The sequence below is a fragment of the Rheinheimera salexigens genome, from assembly GCF_001752395.1.
Taxonomy (GTDB): domain Bacteria; phylum Pseudomonadota; class Gammaproteobacteria; order Enterobacterales; family Alteromonadaceae; genus Alishewanella; species Alishewanella salexigens.
The window spans coordinates 735,923-755,126 of the sequence record NZ_MKEK01000001.1; the positions used below are offsets into that span (position 1 = coordinate 735,923).

General features: G+C 42.7%; 13 protein-coding genes. 10 read left to right on the forward strand and 3 right to left on the reverse strand.

What is annotated here, in order from left to right; genetic code table 11:
• Window positions 1–63 precede the first annotated feature (63 nt).
• Window positions 64–3,510 (reverse strand): hybrid sensor histidine kinase/response regulator, encoded by a 3,447-nt coding sequence (locus tag BI198_RS03535; RefSeq protein ID WP_070048310.1) that lies wholly within the window; start codon window positions 3,508–3,510, stop codon window positions 64–66.
• 44 nt (window positions 3,511–3,554) lie between these two features.
• Entirely contained in the window at window positions 3,555–4,304 is a 750-nt protein-coding gene (locus BI198_RS03540; RefSeq protein WP_070048311.1) for a 3-hydroxybutyrate dehydrogenase, read from the reverse strand.
• Window positions 4,305–4,707: 403 nt separating this feature from the next.
• Here BI198_RS03540 and BI198_RS03545 point away from each other — a divergent pair, with 403 nt between their 5' ends.
• The 5 genes from BI198_RS03545 to nagP all read left to right on the forward strand — a co-directional run bounded on the left by BI198_RS03545 (window position 4,708) and on the right by nagP (window position 11,140).
• The gene (locus BI198_RS03545) at window positions 4,708–6,267 is read left to right on the forward strand and encodes an AbgT family transporter (RefSeq protein ID WP_317133694.1); all 1,560 of its coding nucleotides are present in this window, start codon (window positions 4,708–4,710) and stop codon (window positions 6,265–6,267) included.
• A 164-nt stretch (window positions 6,268–6,431) separates the two neighbouring features.
• On the forward strand, window positions 6,432–7,151 hold the full coding sequence (locus BI198_RS03550; RefSeq protein WP_070050626.1) for a SapC family protein: 720 nt from the start codon (window positions 6,432–6,434) through the stop codon (window positions 7,149–7,151).
• Window positions 7,152–7,419: 268 nt separating this feature from the next.
• Window positions 7,420–8,421 (forward strand): glucosamine-6-phosphate deaminase NagB-II, encoded by a 1,002-nt coding sequence (gene nagB-II, locus BI198_RS03555; protein ID WP_070048312.1) that lies wholly within the window; start codon window positions 7,420–7,422, stop codon window positions 8,419–8,421.
• A 164-nt stretch (window positions 8,422–8,585) separates the two neighbouring features.
• Window positions 8,586–9,707, forward strand: coding sequence for an N-acetylglucosamine-6-phosphate deacetylase (gene nagA / locus BI198_RS03560; protein ID WP_070048313.1), 1,122 nt, complete (start codon window positions 8,586–8,588; stop codon window positions 9,705–9,707).
• Window positions 9,708–9,841: 134 nt separating this feature from the next.
• Window positions 9,842–11,140: an N-acetylglucosamine MFS transporter NagP gene (gene nagP, locus BI198_RS03565; protein ID WP_070048314.1), complete on the forward strand. Its 1,299-nt coding sequence runs from the start codon at window positions 9,842–9,844 to the stop codon at window positions 11,138–11,140.
• A gap of 10 nt (window positions 11,141–11,150) precedes the next feature.
• Here the strand turns inward: nagP and coaD are convergent, their stop codons facing one another.
• Window positions 11,151–11,648, reverse strand: a complete 498-nt coding sequence (coaD, locus tag BI198_RS03570; RefSeq protein WP_070048315.1) for a pantetheine-phosphate adenylyltransferase — start codon at window positions 11,646–11,648, stop codon at window positions 11,151–11,153.
• 129 nt (window positions 11,649–11,777) lie between these two features.
• Here coaD and BI198_RS03575 point away from each other — a divergent pair, with 129 nt between their 5' ends.
• From BI198_RS03575 to BI198_RS03595, 5 genes are all read left to right on the forward strand, one after another.
• A complete protein-coding gene (locus tag BI198_RS03575; protein ID WP_235605220.1) occupies window positions 11,778–12,422 on the forward strand; it encodes a TetR/AcrR family transcriptional regulator in 645 nt (214 codons plus the stop codon).
• Between the two features lie 134 nt (window positions 12,423–12,556).
• Entirely contained in the window at window positions 12,557–13,753 is a 1,197-nt protein-coding gene (locus tag BI198_RS03580) for a glycine C-acetyltransferase (protein ID WP_070048317.1), read from the forward strand.
• 83 nt (window positions 13,754–13,836) lie between these two features.
• Window positions 13,837–14,862, forward strand: a complete 1,026-nt coding sequence (gene tdh, locus BI198_RS03585) for an L-threonine 3-dehydrogenase (protein ID WP_070048318.1) — start codon at window positions 13,837–13,839, stop codon at window positions 14,860–14,862.
• Window positions 14,863–15,086: 224 nt separating this feature from the next.
• Complete coding sequence (locus BI198_RS03590) at window positions 15,087–15,590, forward strand: PEP-CTERM sorting domain-containing protein (protein ID WP_070048319.1); 504 nt, start codon at window positions 15,087–15,089, stop codon at window positions 15,588–15,590.
• Window positions 15,591–15,982: 392 nt separating this feature from the next.
• Window positions 15,983–19,102, forward strand: coding sequence for a S8 family serine peptidase (locus BI198_RS03595; RefSeq protein WP_070048320.1), 3,120 nt, complete (start codon window positions 15,983–15,985; stop codon window positions 19,100–19,102).
• Window positions 19,103–19,204 lie beyond the last annotated feature (102 nt).

Sequence of the window (19,204 nt, forward strand, 5' to 3'; positions counted from 1 at the left end):
TCACCTCGAAATTATTTCAACGCTATTGATATAACTAACGATAACGCGGCTTATAAAGTTGCGTTAACGTAATAAGCGTTGGAACAGCTTCTTTAACGAAACCGGTTTTAACGGTTTTAGTAAGAAGTAGAAACCGGCACTTAATGCGCTTTCACGAATGGTCTCGTTATGATCGGCCGAGTGGATAATAATCGGCGCAGTCAATTGAAACTGTTCGCTTATTTGCTGGGCAACGGCAACACCGGTCACTGCATTATCTAAATGGTAATCAAACAAGATTAAATCTGGCACTAAACCGTCTGTAAAGGCTTGTATTACCTCTTCAGGCTGACCTAATGCTATAACGTTAATTTGCCAGCTGCGCAGCAACTCGGCGACAGCAAAGCGTAGCTGTGGCTCATTATCTAGCACCAATACCGTTTTACCACTAAAGCTGGCGCTAATAGTATGAAAAGCGGGTTTAACTACTGCCACGGTAGCTTGGCTAGTGATAGGCACGCTGACACTAAAACAACTGCCTTGCTGATGCACAGAGTGTAATTCTAGCTTATGTTGCAGTATTTCAGTCATACGGTGGGCAATGGCTAAGCCTAAGCCTAAACCTTTTTGATCCGGCTGATTACCTTGATGAAACTCTTCAAATATCCGTTGCTGGTCTTCTTCGGCAATGCCGACACCGGTATCAATAACACAAATCACTAGCTGTTTGCCGCGGCGTTTAACCCCTAATAACACTTTGCCGCTTTGGGTATAACGAATGGCATTGGCTAATAAGTTTTGCACCACCCGCTTTAATAGCTTGCGATCAGTGATGACCGCTAATGATGAGCGCTGATAGTGAAAGGTTAAGCCTTTTTCAGCGGCTAATACGGAGGCATCTTTGGCGATATCATCCAAAATGGCACTAATAGTAACCGGTTGTAAGTTAGCGGTAATAGCACCAGAGTCTAATTTAGTTAGTTCTAAAATAGTGCCAAGCAACTCTTCAGCTGAGTTTAACGAACTAATTAAATGTTGGCTTAGTTGTTTTAATTCGGGGTCGGTTTGTTTGTCGCGTAATAAACTAGCAAATAAAGCTGAGGCATTAAATGGCTGCATTAAGTCATGACTGGCCGCTGAGAAAAAACGGTTTTTAGCTAAGGTATTGGCTTCTATTTTTTCTTGGGCTAATTGCAGTTGTTGGTTTAATTGCTGTAAGTCCTGAGTTCGCGCTAATACGCGTTGCTCTAATTGATATTGCTCATCAATAAAGTCACTGACGTCGCTATAAGTGGTGACAAAACCGCCACCTGGCAAGGCATTACCTTGCATTTCTAGTACTCGGCCATCCTGTTGGCGGCGTTGAAACTTATAGACGCTACCTTGTTTTAAAAAGCTTAAGCGTTTAACTATTTCGGCTTCAATATTATCGCTATCAATTAAGCCTCGCTCGAGGTTAAAACGAATTAAATCTGCTACCGGTTTACCCACTTCAACTAAACCAGGCGGATAATTAAACAAATCTATATAGCGTTGGTTCCAAGCTATTAGCCGTAAGTCGGCATCAACCACACTAATGCCTTGGCTAATATTATCAATAGTTGAGCGTAATAATGATTGATTAAACTGAAATACTTGGCTGGCTTCGTCGACAAAGCGCGCCACTGACTCAATGGGCAAGGACGCATGCTTACTAGAGGCATCCATAATTAAACGCATAGAGGCACCACCCACCACAGCGGCTAAGCTACGCTCTGCGGCTTGGACCAGATTTGCGGGGGCTAATTGTTGTAGTTCGTAGCGATCTTTTAAATTGCGTTGCAATAAGTGTTTAGCTTCTTTTTCGCCGGCAAAGCGTTTAACCAATAAAAAGCAATCTTGTATTGATAAGTTATGCGTTGCTCGAGAGGGAGGACTAAGTTGAATGCGTAAAAAACGGCCACTTTCCAGCCATTCACCGACTCGGGTAACGCTAAAGCGACTGACAAAAATCACTAATAGCGTGTTGATGGTTAAACTGATTAATACGCTGGTGGTTAAGGTATCTGCCTGTAATGACTGCGGTATTAACGTAGACCAAGCCGTTGCGGCTGAGCTTAGCCAATCCATATTAATTAAACCGGCACGGCTTAACTCGGGTAATAACAGGGTATAAGCCCACAAAAATGAACCGCCACACAAGCCAGCAATAGCACCTTGGCGATTAATTTTACGACTAAATAAGCCTAAAATCAGCGCTGGCGCTAATTGGGCGACTAAAGCAAAAGCCATTAGGCCTAATTGGGCCAAGCCCGTTGTAGTACCAATCCAGCGATAATAAATAAAGCCCATTACCATCACTGCCAGCATTGAAAAGCGCCGCAAAGTCGCCACTTTCACCCGATGCGGCTGCTCTGCTTGCTGGATAGGATCACGGTATAAAATAGGGGCTAGTAGCTCATTGGTGATCATAATACCTAACACAACCGTCGCCACCACCACCATACTAGTGGCAGCTGAAAAGCCGCCTAAATAGGCCAGCAATGCCATATCAGTGCGCTGCACCGCCATGGGAATTTGCAATAACACTAAATCAATATTGGCATCGCTGCCCAGTAACATAACTCCAGCCAGCGCTAACGGCAGGGTAAACATGCCTATTAACACTAAATACAAAGGGAAAATCCAACGTGCACTACGTAGGTGACCTAAGTGCTGATTTTCAACAAAAGTAACATGGAACTGTCTGGGTAAACATAACGTAGCGGCGAAGCCTAAAAGCACATGCAGCCAGTAAGTATGGGTGGGTAATGCATTTTTTTGCAAAGCCAGTACATCAGGATGATGCTTGGCCGCAGTAAAAATATCACCTATGCCATCATAGATGCCAAAACAGACAAAGATACCGATGGCTAATAAGGCTAATAATTTAACTAAAGACTCAAAAGCAATGGCGGTCATTAAACCTGGATTAGGTTGATGTGCTTTAGCACTGCGGCTAACAAATAACAGAGCAAAAACCGCCATCCACAGGCTGACATATAAACCGGTATCTCGATACCAATCTTGTTGGGTGGTACCGCCGACTAAGGTATCTATACTGGTAGAAACAGCATGGAGTTGCAGCGCTATATAAGGCACCACCGACATCAGCATAATCAATGTGGTGATCACGGCTAAACTGCGGGAGTGACCAAAACGGGTAGCAATAAAGTCGGCGACAGACGTAATGCGATACCGCCGACAGGCAATAGCGATACGGGCAATCAGTTTAAAACCAAACCAAAATAATAGAAAAGAGCCAATATAAGTGGGTGGCATCCACCAGCCATTTACCGCAGCTTGCGCAGTTACGCCGTAAAAGGCCCACGAGGTACAATAAATAGATAATGAGAAGCTAAACACCCAAGGTGCCAGCGGGTGCTTGCTATTGATGCGTTTGCCTAAACGGCCAACGCTAAATAAAATCAGTAAATAGACTAAGGAGAGTGCAGCAATGGTGCCGACACCAATGCTGCTACCGTTTAACATCATTTCTACCGGCGTAGTCATAGTAAAATCATGATATTGATTGTGCCTGAGTTTTTGTCAAGACACTAGCGTGCTGTCCAGCCACCATCGAGCACTAAGGTTTGCGCCGTCATATGGCGTGCACCATCACTACATAAAAAGGCAGCGGTCGCGGCAATTTCATCAACGCCAATAAAGGCTTTTTGCGGCATTGGTGCTAGCATAATTTGCTCAATAACCTGCTGTTCAGTTAAATTATGCTCTTTAGCTTGAGCACTAATTTGCTGCTCGACTAATGGCGTTCTTACATACGCCGGACAGATAGTGTTAATAGTAAAGTTAATGTCAGCGTTTTCTAACGCCACCACTTTACTAAAGCCTAATAAACCATGCTTTGCAGCCACATAAGCTGATTTAAACGGCGAGGCCACTAGCGCATGTATAGAACCAACATTAATGATCCTGCCAAAGTTACGCTCACGCATGCCAGGGAGCATAGCGCGGCTTAACATGGCAGGACCGGTTAACATGACACTAATTAATTGTTGCCACTTTTCGGGTGGGAAATCTTCTAAACGCGACACATGCTGAATTCCGGCATTATTAATCAGCACATCCGCAGGAAATTGTTGTGCACAAGCGGCAATAGATTCAGCACAGGTAACATCTAATACCATGCCACTGGCATTTAAGCCTTGATCTGTTAACTGTTGTACTTTGGCGTCAATAGCCTGCTGCTGCAAGTCGGCAATAACCACCTGATGTTGTTGCTTAGCAAAATGCTCTGCAATGGCAAAGCCAATACCACCAGTACCACCGGTTACTACTATGCGCATATAAACTCCGATTATTATTTTAATATTATTAGCTATGCTAGGGCGCGCTGGAAATAACAGCAACGGTACTTTAGTGCTATGAAGAGTGACAAAAGGGTAGCTAGAGAGAGTATTCGTGGTGCTTAAAGAGTCCTAAGCGAATAAGTTAATCAAAGAGGAACAGATGTATGGTTTCTAGTTGCTAATGAGTACCAACTGATAAAAATACGAGCTTTAAGCTTTTTAGGGTAGATGATCTGTGCTAAGTTGCGGACGCTTAAAAAAGTTACTTAGGTTCAAAAGGGCTTTTTAAATTCATTAATGTGTTTTTTTCGCCAGCTAGTTATAAAAAAGTATCTTAAGTGGTTAAAAGCTTATGCTTTACTATTGATGCTCAGTTAGCGGCACTAATTGAGGAACTTTCATGTCAGCACCGGATAAAAATACGCTGGCTGCAAACAATAAAAGAAGTGTCTTTACACGCTTTTTAGATACGGTTGAGTGGTTAGGAAATTTATTACCGCACCCAGTAACCTTATTTGCCATGTTTGCGGTAGCCGTAGTTGTAGGCAGTGGTATTGCGGCCTATTTTGATGTTAGCGCGCTTGACCCTCGACCAGAAGGTTCAGCTGGGCGTGCTGCAGATGGCGTTATTCGCGTGGTTAACCTAGTCAGTGTTGACGGTTTGCAGCGCATAGTCTCAAACTTAGTCACTAACTTTACCAATTTTCCGCCTTTAGGTGTGGTGCTTGTTGCCTTATTAGGCGTCAGTATTGCCGAGCATTCTGGCTTAATCTCTGCCGCCATGCGTGGCCTAGTAATGGGCGCATCAAAACGTACGGTTACGGTAACAATTGTTTTTGCCGGTATTGTTTCTAATACTGCTTCAGAACTGGGGTATGTGGTTTTAATCCCGATGGCAGCGGTAATTTTTCACTCGTTAGGTCGGCATCCTCTAGCAGGTTTAGCGGCGGCTTTTGCCGGAGTATCAGGCGGTTATAGCGCTAACTTATTTATTGGTACTGTAGATCCTTTACTCGCAGGTTTTACTCAACAAGCGGCTAATTTAATTGACCCTAACTATACCGTAGGCCCAGAAGCTAACTGGTTCTTTATGATCATTAGTACTTTTGTTATTTCGATACTGGGTGCTTTTGTTACTGAAAAAATAGTTGAACCTAAATTAGGCAAGTACGATGTTAATGAGGCCGCAATTGATCTAGGCAGCCCGACCTTAGACCCGTTAACAAAAACGGAAAAAACCGGTTTGAAAATGGCTGGGTTAGCTTTTTTGGGATTAGGTATTTTATTAGTATTAAGTGTATTGCCAGAATGGGGGCCATTACGCCACCCTGAAACGGGTGCAGTAGCGGGGTCACCTTTCCTAAAAGGCATAGTGGTATTTATTTTTATCACCTTTGCCATTCCTGGCTTTGTGTATGGTCGTATTGTTGGCACTATGCGTACTGATCGTGATGTGATTGATGGCATGGCTAAAAGCATAAGCTCGATGGGTTTATATATCGTTTTAGTGTTTTTTGCCGCTCAGTTTGTCGCGTTTTTCTCTTGGTCAAATTTGGGGGCTATTATCGCCGTAAATGGCGCAACTGCACTGCAAAATATAGGCTTAACAGGCCCAGAATTGTTTTTCTTCTTTATTGCTATGTGCGCCATTATTAACTTGTCACTAGGTTCAGCATCAGCGCAGTGGGCAATATTTGCACCTATTTTTGTGCCTATGCTGATGATTGTCGGCTACTCGCCTGAAGTTATTCAAGCGGCATATCGGATTGGTGATTCGGTTACCAACTTAATAACCCCGATGATGAGTTACTTTGGTTTAATTTTAGCGGTTGCTGCGCGTTACAAAAAAGACTTAGGTCTTGGCACGTTAATCGCGACGATGTTGCCGTATAGCATAGTGTTTTTATTGGCTGGACAACCCTGTTTTATGTTTGGGTATTTTTGCTGGGTTTACCGGTAGGACCTGGATCGCCAACCTATTATCAGTTTGGCGGATAAAAATAAACCTGATTAACACCTCAGCTAGACGGTTGATCCGCTAGCTGACTTAGCGCATGATAAGCGCGAACCCGCTGCGTGATATATATGTAGCAGCTTAATTTGATGATAGTAAAAGAGCTTTTTATGACTTCGACTCCTACACCAAAAATTATGCCGTTAAACAAAGATGTACATGGTGCTTTAAAAATAAATTTTGAAAATCCGTATGCACATGTTGCAGGCGATCATTTACTTCCCGTTACTGCCCATGAGTTTATTGTTGCTGGTGCTGAATACCCGATTGTATTTGTTAAAAACGAAGAAAAGAACACTTATCAATCTGTGATTATGTTGGGCTTATCTTCTAAACAAAATTTATTTGTAAAAGATGGTAATTGGCAAGGTACTTATGTACCCGTCGCTATTCGTAACTACCCGTTAGTATTAGTTCATGACCAAAATGATAAAGACCGTTTATTAGTCGCAGTAGACGAAACATCAGCACGTGTAGGGAACGACACAGGCGAAGCTTTATTTAATGAAGACGGTACAGAAAGTGAGTTCTTAGCTAAACGTAAAGAACATATGGCCGAGTTTTTAGAGCTAGGTCAGGTTACCACTAAGATGATTGCTAAATTACAAAGCTTAGACTTATTAAAACAGCAAGTATTAACCTTAAATGTGCAAGGCGAAGAGCGGCGCATTAATGGTATTTACTTAGTAGATGAGCAAAAACTAGCTGATTTAGATGATGTAACCTTAGTAGAATTACATAAGAATGGTTATTTAAAAGTAATTTATGCCCATTTATTGTCATTACAGCATACGCAAAAATTAGTATTAAGAATTGCTCAAGCTAGTTAAAACAATAACTTAGCTAATCTTTATTTGCAGTAAAGTTAAGATTTATCCCAAGCCAGCCGAAATTATTTTCGCTGGCTTTTTTATTGGTACTAGATAATTTTTAATGCTCATTTTACACTGACCCAATCTAGTGCAGTCGGCAGCAAAATTAACATAAGCTTAGTCTGCAGCCTACTGTTAACAGGCGCAGTTAGCGTAGCAGCATAAACGATGCTTTAACCGCAACTATTTACGAACCATAACTAAACTATACAAGGTAATATAGCGAATGAATCACAGCAGTATTATGGCAATAGAAGCGAGAGAAGCGCCCAGTCGTATTGCAGAACAACTTGCCGCAAATATGGAAAAAGTTCAGCAAGTGGTTGCTGTTATCGCCGCTAGAAAACCAAAGTTTGTCTATATGGTCGGTCGTGGTTCGTCAGATCATGCTGGCGTGTTCGCTAAATACTTAATTGAAATTGAAATTGGCTTACCGGTAATGTCTGCCGCGCCTTCTATCGCCAGCATTTATCATAAGTCTTTGCAGTTATCTGACGCCTTAGTCATTGTTATTTCCCAGTCGGGTCGCAGCCCTGATATTTTAGCCCAAGTTGAAATGGCTAAAAAAAGTGGTGCTTTAGTGTTAGCACTGGTTAATGATATTAGTTCACCCTTAGCCGAAATGGCCGATTACAGCTTACCGCTTAATGTTGGCGAAGAAAAAGCCGTGGCAGCAACCAAAAGCTATTTGGCTACCCTTAGCGCTATTTTGCACTTAGTTGCGGTGTGGTCTGCTAAACCTGAGCTATTGACAGCAGTGCAGCAATTACCAGCATTAATGCAGCAAGCGGTTGATTTACCCATGCAGTTAAACACCTCAGCACTGAAGAATGTTAAGCATTTAGTGGTGTTGGGTCGTGGCCTAGGCTATGCCATCTCACGTGAAATCGCTTTAAAATTAAAAGAAGTGTGCGGTATTCATGCTGAAGCTTTTTCCAGTGCCGAGTTTTTGCATGGCCCAGTAACGTTAGTCAAAGATAATTTTACCATTATTGATATCAGTATTAATGATGAATCTATAGCAGCCCATAATCAGCAAATTGCCGATGTTACCCGCCGTGGCGCTGCGGTATTACAATTACATCATCAACCTATTATCGCACCAGCACGGTTACTACCGTTACTAGTATTACAACGCTTTTACTTAGATGTTGAAGTGGTTGCGCGTGATTTAGGCATTAACCCCGATGCACCGGTGGGCTTAAATAAAGTGACAAAAACAATGTAGCTTAAGCGCTTTAAATAAAATGTAGCTAAAGCTCTTTTAGTAAATAGCCAGCACATCAAACCGTATCGAAAAACAGTAGCAATGGCTAAGTAGACAAACTCTAGTAGCAAACCTACTAGTAGTAAAAATTAGCAACCAAGCATTCAAGTGACAACGAGGCCGTTATGACGCAGCAAATTAGTGTAAGCAGATTGTTTGATGGTGAACATTGGCTGGAAAATATTACTGTAACCATTGCCAATGGTAAAATCCAAGCAATTACGCCGGCTAAGGGTGAAGTCTCTGCCGCATCATTAGTGCCTGGTTTTATTGATATTCAAGTCAATGGTGGCGGTGGGGCGTTATTTAATACTGCGCCTACTGCGCAAACATTAGCCACTATGGTCCAAGCCCATGCTCAATTTGGTACCACGGCATTGTTACCTACAGTGATCACCGACAGTATCCAAGTGATGCAACAAGCCGCTGATACTATTGCTCAAGCTATCGCGGCTAATCAGCCAGGAGTTCTGGGTGTGCACTTTGAAGGGCCACATTTATCGGTGGCGAAAAAAGGCGTACATTCTGAGCAATATATTCGGCCAATTTCGGCTGCTGAATTAGCTATTTATAGCCGAACCGATTTAGGTATTAAATTGCTAACCGTCGCCCCTGAAGCTATTAGCGCTCAGCAGGTTTCCGAGCTAGTAGCGTTAGGTGTCATTGTTTGCCTAGGCCATTCTAATGCCGATGTAGCTACCGTTCAGGCAGCTTTAGCTGCTGGCGCTACGGGTTTTACCCATTTATATAATGCCATGTCGGGTTTGAACTCGCGTGCCCCAGGTATGGTTGGCGCAGCATTGGCGGATGCCGATAGTTGGTGCGGTATTATTTTAGATGGTTACCATTTGCACCCTGTTGCCGCCAAAGTAGCCTTAGCGGCTAAAGCGCCAGGTAAATTAATCCTAGTGACTGATGCCATGTCTCCGGTTGGCACCACTGACACTGAGTTTGCATTTTTTGATGGTGTAGTCAGTCGCGAAGGTAATAAGCTTACCAACCAGCAAGGCCAGCTAGCGGGGTCAGTGTTAGATATGATCTCAGCAGTAAACTACGCCATTAATGAACTGGCATTGCCAACAGCAGAAGCCCTCAGAATGGCGTCGTTATATCCAGCGCAATTTATTAAAAGTAAGCAGCATGGCCGAATTGAAGTCGGCTACCGCGCGGATTTATTGTTACTTGATCAACAACATCAGGTACAAACTAACTGGATTGGCGGTAACGTAGTTTATCAGCGTCAATAGCGTTTAGTTGCGGTATCAATAGCAACGATAAAGCTATTCATGTACAGATATAAAATAACAAATACCGTCATTTACAACGAATATAGTTATTAAAAAATGAATACAGCAGATAAAAATAACAACAAGGATGCAGTATGACAACGGCAACAAATAAAGCCCAGCCCAGTAGCGTGTTCCCGATGGTCATCGTGGCAATGTTATTTTTTGTACTTGGTTTTGCCACTTGGCTTAATGGCTCGTTAATGCCCTATTTAAAGCAGATGCTGCTGTTAACACCTGTCCAAGCGTCGTTAGTGGTATTTTCTTTTTATATCGCCGTCACGTTTACGGCGCTACCGTCGGCTTGGTTAATTCGTAAGGTTGGCTACAAAAATGGTATGGCGTTAGGCATGGCAGTGATGATGCTAGCGGGCTTGCTTTATATACCGGCAGCCAAAACTCAAATGTTCTCACTGTTTTTATTAGCGCAACTGGTTATAGGTGCTGGGCAAACTTTACTGCAAACGGCAGTCAACCCTTATGTGGTAAAAATAGGCCCAGAGCATACCGCTGCAGTGCGGGTGAGCATCATGGGTATTCTTAATAAGCTGGCGGGTGTAGTAGCACCTATTGTTTTCACTGCATTAATTTTAAATAGTTTTGCTGATACCACAGATGCGGCGGCATTAACTTCAGTACAAATTGACGCTATGGCCAATGGCTTAGTGCTGCCTTATTTAGGTTTAGCCATATTTTTAGGCTTATTAGCGGTTGCGGTTAAGTTTTCGCCTTTACCTGAGTTAGAAAAAGAAGCCGATAATGCCAGCAGTACCGGTTTAATTAAAGCGGCTTTAACGCGGCCGAATTTAAGTTTTGGTATTATTGCTTTATTTTTATATGTCGCGGTAGAAGTCATAGCGGCAGACACTATCGGTTTATATGCGCTGTCGTTAGGGGTGAAAAGCTATAGCGTGATGACATCCTATACTATGGCTTTAATGGTGCTGGGCTATATTTTGGGCATTATTATGATCCCGCGTTTATTATCGCAACAAGCAGCGTTAGCGGTATCGGCCATGCTAGGGGTGGTATTAACCCTAGTGATTGTTAGTGATAGCCCAGATTCATATTGGTTAGCGGAACATTTGTTAGTGCCATTTGGTGGCGCTATGTTGCCAGATACTTTGCTGTTAATTGCGGTGTTAGGTTTAGCTAATGCGATAGTGTGGCCTGCAGTATGGCCGTTAGCATTATCTGGATTGGGGCCATTAACTAGCACTGGCTCTGCATTATTAATTATGGGTATAGCGGGTGGGGCTTTTGGTCCTTTAGCCTGGAGTGTGGCCAGTGGCAGCCTTGGTCAGCAAGGCGCTTATATTGTTATGCTACCTTGCTATTTGTTTATCTTATTCTATGCGCTAAAAGGCCATAAAATGCGTAGTTGGCGCAGCTAAAGTAAAAGGGTTAACCCTGATCTTGTAGTTGTTGAAATCGTGTTTTTAGCGCGATTTCAACATGCGCTGGCACAAAACTAGACACGTCACCATTGTGGCGACACACTTCTTTAACTAACGTAGAAGAAATAAAGGTGTTTTTTTCTGACGGTGTCATAAATAAACTATCTAAGGTCGGGTTCAGTTGCCGGTTCATACTGGCTAGTTGAAATTCATATTCAAAATCAGCAACCGCTCTTACACCGCGCAATAATACTTGGGCATGCTGCTCGTGAGCAAATTGGGCTAATAAACCAGAAAAGCCAATTACCGAGACATTTTTTATGCCCGCAAATTCTTGCCTAGCTAATGCTACGCGTTCTTCTAAGCTAAATAGCGGTTGTTTACTAGGGTTAGAGGCTACGCCAACAATAACTTGATCAAACATGCGTGACGCACGTTGCACTATATCAGCATGGCCATTAGTAAGTGGATCAAAGGTGCCTGGATAAATTGCTTTTATATTCATGAGGTTTCGCTTTTTCCTTCACGCTTTAGCACCAGCTTTGTTCTGCTACTAGAGTTTATAGTCTATTTGGCGTTACTATAGCAAATAACCAATATAATAAGTAAGCCTGATTAGTTGATGGAAAAAAAGTTGAGAACCAAAGATAAAATTTTGCAAGCTAGCATTGAATTATTCAATCAAGTTGGTGAGCGCCAAGTAACAACCAATCATATCGCGGCTCATCTTGGTATTAGCCCAGGTAATCTGTATTACCACTTTAGGAATAAAGAGGATATTGTTCGGCATATTTTTAAAGAATACGCCAAGCTATTAGAGAACCGTATTCAGCCACCGCAACCCGATCAATCGGCATTAGATGCTTTGGCTTCGTATTTAGACGTGGTATTTGAGTTAATGTGGCGGTTTCACTTCTTTTATGCCAATTTACCCGACATTTTGGCTCGAGATCCCGGATTACAGCAAGATTATATGCGAGTGCAGCAAGGCGTGCTGGAAAGAGTAACCTTAGTATTAACCGCGCTTAAAAAATCCGATGTTATTGCCATAGAAGACGCGGACATTGTTAATTTAGCTCACAGCATTAAATTATTGGTCACGTTTTGGATTAGCTATTTAAAAACTCAAGCGCCCGATAAGCCGATAGATCAAGCCAGTGTTTACCAAGGGGTGTTAAAAGTCATTTTATTATTTAAACCTTATGCTACACCTTCAGCACTGAATCAAATTCAACGTTTACAGCAACACTATGCAGTGTTGGCCGGTAAGCTGATATAGTTATTGTAAGTTTATGTTTACGCTTATATGCCGAAAGCGCCAAGCAGAGGCTTAAAAAGCACTGCAGTAGTTGGCTATAAACATTACAATGGCTTATTGAATTATTCCCCGTTATTTTCGCATCAGGAGGCGTTATGCGCAGCAATCATTTTCTGCAACATATCCAACAACAAATAGATGAAGTAAAAGCAGAAGGCTTATATAAAGCGGAGCGGATTATTACGTCTCAGCAACAAGCCAATGTTACTGTAGGTGGCGAGCAAGTTTTAAACTTTTGTGCTAACAACTATTTGGGTTTAGCTAATCACCCTGACTTAATTAGCGCAGCTCAGGAAGGCTTATCTAGCCATGGATTTGGTGTGGCCTCAGTGCGCTTTATTTGTGGTACCCAAGATATTCATAAAACCTTAGAGCAAAAGCTTAGTGCTTTCTTAGGCACAGAAGATACTATTTTATACTCGTCTTGCTTTGATGCTAATACCGGTTTATTTGAAACTTTATTAGGGGCAGAAGACGCTATTATCTCTGACGCGTTAAATCATGCTTCTATTATTGATGGTGTGCGTTTATGTAAAGCTAAGCGTTACCGTTATGCTAATAATGATATGACCGAGCTAGAAGCGCAATTAAAGCAAGCGGTTGCCGATGGTGCCCGCTTTAAGCTAATTGCTACTGATGGTGTTTTTTCTATGGATGGCGTTATCGCCGACTTAAAAGCCATTTGTGATTTAGCCGATAAATACGATGCCATGGTGATGGTAGATGACAGCCATGCGGTTGGTTTTGTTGGCGAAGAAGGCCGCGGAACCCATGAGTACTGCGACGTAATGGACCGGGTAGATCTTATCACCGGCACTTTAGGTAAAGCCTTAGGTGGTGCGTCAGGTGGTTATACTTCAGGTAAAAAAGAAGTGGTTGAGTGGTTACGTCAGCGCTCACGGCCGTATTTGTTTTCTAACTCATTAGCGCCGTCAATTGTGGCTGCGTCAATTAGCGTATTAGAAAAGTTGCAGCAAGGTGGCGAGCTAAGAGCTAAATTATGGCAAAACGCCAATTATTTCCGGGAGCAAATGACTGCCGCTGGCTTTAATTTAGCCGGTAAAGATCATGCCATTATTCCAGTAATGTTAGGCGACGCTAAAGTAGCAGCAGAAATGTCGAAGCGCATGCTAGCTGAAGGTATTTATGTTGTTGGTTTCTCTTTCCCTGTAGTGCCAAAAGGCCAAGCTCGGATTAGAACTCAAATTTCAGCCGCGCATACCACAGCACAATTAGACAAAGCCATTGCCGCATTTATTCGCATTGGTAAAGATATGGGCGTTATCGCATAGCGCTCAGCCGGCACTAGCGAGTATTAAACCCCAATTAGGTAACAGTTAAGAATAACTAAGCTACAGCTACGCGAGAGCTATAAATGAAAGCATTAGCAAAATTAAAAGCAGAACCTGGTATTTGGCAAACCGAAGTTGATAAGCCTGAAGTCGGTCCGAATGATGTGCTTATCCGGATAAAAAAGACCGCTATTTGTGGTACTGATGTCCATATCTATAAGTGGGATGATTGGGCAAAAGCCACTATTCCTCATGGTATGGTGGTTGGTCATGAGTATGTCGGTGTTATTGAAGGCATGGGTTCAGAAGTTAAAGGCTTTACAGTTGGCGATAGAGTGTCTGGCGAAGGTCATATTACCTGTGGTCATTGCCGCAACTGTCGTGCCGGTCGGGTGCACTTATGCCGCAATACCTTTGGTGTGGGTGTAAACCGTGCCGGTGCTTTTGCCGAGTATTTAGTCATCCCAGCGTATAACGCTTTTAAAATAGCCGATAATATTCCAGATAATATCGCCGCTATTTTCGATCCTTTCGGTAATGCCGTTCATACTGCGTTATCGTTTGACTTAGTTGGTGAAGATGTCTTGATTACCGGTGCTGGGCCTATTGGGATTATGGCTGCAGCAGTCGCGCGTCATGTAGGTGCACGCCATGTCGTTATTACCGATGTTAACCCGTATCGCTTAGAGCTGGCTTTAAAAATGGGCGCTACACGTGCGGTTGATGTTAGTAAGCAAGACCTAAAACAGATTATGAAAGAACTCGGCATGACCGAAGGCTTTGATGTTGGTTTAGAAATGTCTGGCGTACCAGCCGCTTTTAATAGCATGCTGGATACCATTAATCATGGCGGCAAAATTGCTATGTTAGGTATTCCACCCAGTGATATGGCAGTGGATTGGAATAAAGTCATTTTTAAAGGCCTAGTAATTAAAGGCATATATGGCCGTGAAATGTTTGAAACTTGGTACAAAATGGCCAGTTTAATTCAATCAGGTTTAGACTTAACACCGATGATCACCCATGTCATGCCGGTGGATCAATTTCAGCAAGGCTTTGACATTATGTGCTCAGGTCAGTCAGGAAAAGTTATATTAGATTGGTCTTAATCTGCACTGTTCAATAAAAAAGCGAACCTCGGTTCGCTTTTTTATTGTCCGTTATTTAAACACTAATTTTTAAAATAGCATCAAAATAACGAAAGTTATGAGTTTAAATTTTTAACTCTATGTATTTATTCACTATTAAATTTATGGTTCGTTTCATGCAATACCCTGCTAGTGCAGGCTAACTGCACATAAAACCATTAATAATAAATACTAGAGGTTTAGCCATGATTAAAAAGTCTATTTTTATCCTGATGCTGGCATTATTTAGTTTCTCATTAATGCCACAAAGCGCCCAAGCCGGGCCAATTTTAACCCAAGAACTACTTATTGAAGATCCTACAGGCCCTATTCCTATTGGTTGGTTATCAATAGATTTAGACGATATTGTTGCTGGAGAGGTAATGCAATGGAACACCTTTACCTTGTTTGGTTTCGATATTGGCACTAGTTTTGGATTCTTTGCCGATTACGACCCGTCAAATTTAGCTGCTGGTTTTACTTTTTTAAGTTTTGATGTCAATGATGTAACAGACACTTTTGCCTTCCAGGGCTTTTGGGATATCGACTTTGCACCAGGGTTTATTGACGTATTTACTGCTGACGACGGTGATCTATTAATTTCTGAATCACTAGTGCTAGGTCCGGCGTCATTGGTTTCTGAGCCAGCAACGGCATTCTTATTCTTAATGGCAGCAGGCGGTTTACTATTACGTCGTCGTCGTTCTTAAGTGTCGCCGTTTTAAACATAACTGTCAGGTTTTTATGCAGTTAGGTTATAGCGTTTAAGCTTTGCGAAAACGAAATTATAACCGCTAAAGCTGCAGGTATGAGGTTTTAAGCTTTGATGTTAAATATTTGTATCTAATGTTGGTGTCTGATTTTTATACAGAAATTTTTGTAAAAATTACTACGAAAATTAAAGTTAGATAAAACACTTAACTCAGTGAGCTGAGCTCATAACCAAGCAGTTAGTTAGAAAATTTGTTTAAAAATATAGTTAGATAAAAAAAATATCGCTGTTTGCAAATAGCGTGATTATCGCGGTAGTGGATATAGCCTTTAATCACCAAGTAGTAATGTCTGCATTGCAGCGCATAACAATCATTATTTGGAGATACCCATGCGACTAAATCGATTTATATCCCCAACCGCGTTTGCGGTTGCATTGGCGATAGGCAGTGTCCATGCAGCCATAGCGCCAAGCGAACACGAAATTGATATTGATTTATCTGTACTCAAACATGCTGCTGATGATCAGCAATTACATCCCTACATTGTACAAATTAAAGGTAAAACTGGTATTGAAAAAGCCGCTGAATTGGGCGAGTTATTACCGGCACGACAAAATGTCACCCAAGGCTTAAACCGTTATAATGCGGCATCGGCTAGCTTGCAGCAATATAATAAAAAACTCACAGAGTTTCACCAACGATTAGCTGCGCAGTCTGGTGGTAGCGAAGTCCTCTATTCTTATACTCACACCTTTAATGGTTATTCCGCCAAAATGACTGCACAACAAGCAGAGATGCTAAAGCATCATGCTAATGTAGTGGGAGTTTGGCGCGATGAAGCACAGCAACTCGACACGGCCAATACACCGGCTTTTTTAGGTTTAACCGGTCCTGATGGCCAGCATACTTTAGGCATTAAAGGTGACGATGTTGTAATTGGTATCGTTGATACTGGGATCTGGCCAGAGCACCCAAGCTTTGCAGATGATGGTAGTTATGGACCTTTAGCGGGCTGGGCAGGTGCCTGTGATACCGGTGAAGATGAAGCGTTTAGCTGTAATAATAAATTAATCGGTGCTCGATATTTTAAAAACACTTTTGAGACCGTGTACGATCTTCAACCAGGCGAATTTGTTTCACCACGTGATGCTGATAATCACGGCTCCCACACCGCTTCTACAGCAGGGGGTAATGAAAACGTAACGGCAGTCTTTAATGGTACAGACGTCGCGACTATTTCTGGTATTGCGCCGCGAGCGCGTATCGCTGCGTACAAAGCGTGTTGGAATAGTAGCTATGTTAGCCCAGAAGGCGTCGCTGAGCGCGGCTGTTTCTATGGCGATACTATGGCTGCAATCGATCAAGCAGTAGCTGACGGGGTAGATGTTATTAACTACTCAATAGGTGGCAGTTTAACTGATTTAACTACGCTTGCTGCAGCTGCAAAATTACGCGCAGCGCAAGCGGGTGTGTTTGTTGCTGTGTCGGCGGGTAATAGTGGACCTGCAGCCGAAACAGTAGGTACGCCTGCACCTTGGGTGACCACTGTCGCAGCGTCTACCTATACTGGTTTTAGTGTTGCCAGTGGTATAGAAATAACAATGGGACCGCTTAGTGGCATTTATCGCGCGCTAGAAGGTGCACAGTCTAAACCATTAAGTGAAACTGGTGATGTTATTGCAGATGTTATCGTAGCTGTGCCTTTAGACGGTTGTTCGGCACTGACTAATCCAGCGGCTATCAGCGGTCAGTTTGCTTTAATCCAGCGTGGTGGTTGTAGCTTTGATATTAAATTAGACAATGCCCAAGCTGCTGGTGCAGTGGGTGCAATTGTTTATAACAATTCGCCGGCATCGCCAATCGTCATGGGGGGGAGCAGCACCACTTTAACCATTCCTGCGGTGATGATCAGCCAAGCAGATGGTAGTGCTATTAATGCTGAAGTCTCGTCAGGCGCGACAGTTGAAATAAAATTAAGCCCAAGCGTGTTTGTTAATGATGTACCAGAAGTTGGTAATATTATGGCTGAGTTTTCATCACGAGGCCCTAATATAGCCAGCTTTGATGTTATTAAGCCGGATATTACCGCACCCGGTGTGAAAATATTAGCTGCTGCTTCGTCGCAGCCAATGCTGTCAGCTCCAGGTCGTGATTTTGTCTATCTGCAAGGTACCTCGATGTCGAGCCCACATATCGCCGGTATGGCTGCTTTACTGAAAGGTGAGCACAGCAATTGGACACCAGCGATGATTAAATCAGCGTTGATGACTACCGCTAGACAAAACATTACTAAAGAAGATGGCACTACGCCAGCCGATCCGTTTGATTTTGGTGCCGGCCATGCTGTACCCGTACAAGCCAATAATCCGGGATTAACTTACGACATTGAAAACTTTGATTACTATGCCTTTTTATGTGGCATTGGTAATTCAACCTTTGTGTTAAATTCCAGCGGCTTTAGCTGTGCTGCGTTTGAAGCCGCAGGATACTTAACTGATCCTAGTCAACTTAACTTACCGTCTATTGGTATAGCTGAATTAGGCTCTGCACAAACAATATATCGTCAAGTTACAGATGTATCAGGCACGGCTTCTAGTTATAATTTAACCGTGAATGCGCCTAGTGGCACCACTGTGACGTTGTTAACCGAAAATGCCAGTGGCGATTTAGCCCCAGGTTCAACGGTTAACGTACCTGCTAATGGTAGCGCTACGTATGCTCTAGTGTTTACACCCATTTCTGGTGCGCCGTTAGAGCAATGGCAATTCGGTTCGCTGACATTAAGTAATGGTGTTAATAATGTCCGTAGCCCAATAGCCATCAAGCTAGTTTCACCTGAGCTAATTACGGCTCCAGAAGAAATCAATGGTGTTATTAAAGCTAATCGTGGTCGGTACACTTTCCCTGTATTAATGAACTACAGCGGTCGTACTAGTACTAGCGTCTCTGGTCTAAGTGAACCATTTGGCTCATCAGCGACTGTAAGTCAAGATACTGATAGAATCTTTAGCTTTAATGAGGCTGGCTTAGGTACGCATATATTCGTCATCCCTGAAGATGTGCGGGTATTACGCTTTAGTTTATATGAAGCGTTAAGCACTGTGCCTGAAGCGGATTTAGACTTATACGTATACCGTTGTATCGCCTTTTCTTGTAGTCCAGTTGGAACTTCATTGCGCGCTGGTGGCAATGAGGAAGTGACCTTGCGCGATCCATTGCCTGCCAATAATAGTGCTAACGGTGACTTCTATATTGTTTGGGTGCATGGTTACGACTTGCTAGGTAGTGCCAGCGCTAACTATACCCTTCCGTACTGGGTAGTGGCAGAAGATGAAGGTAACGTACGAATAGCTGCGAGTACTCGAGCGATTAATACGCGATATAATAATATCACTATTATGAGCACTGGCTTGACGGCGAGCCCATTTCCATATCTTGGTGTGATTAAATTCCATGATGAAGATGGCGTAGAGCAAGCTAATACCTTTGTAGAATTAACTGCGCAATAAGTTAATTACCTACTAGGTATAAAAGATGTAAGTGTTTAATCGTGTAAATTTAAAATGCTCAGTCAATTGACTGGGCATTTTTTTTACTTTTACTTTTACTTT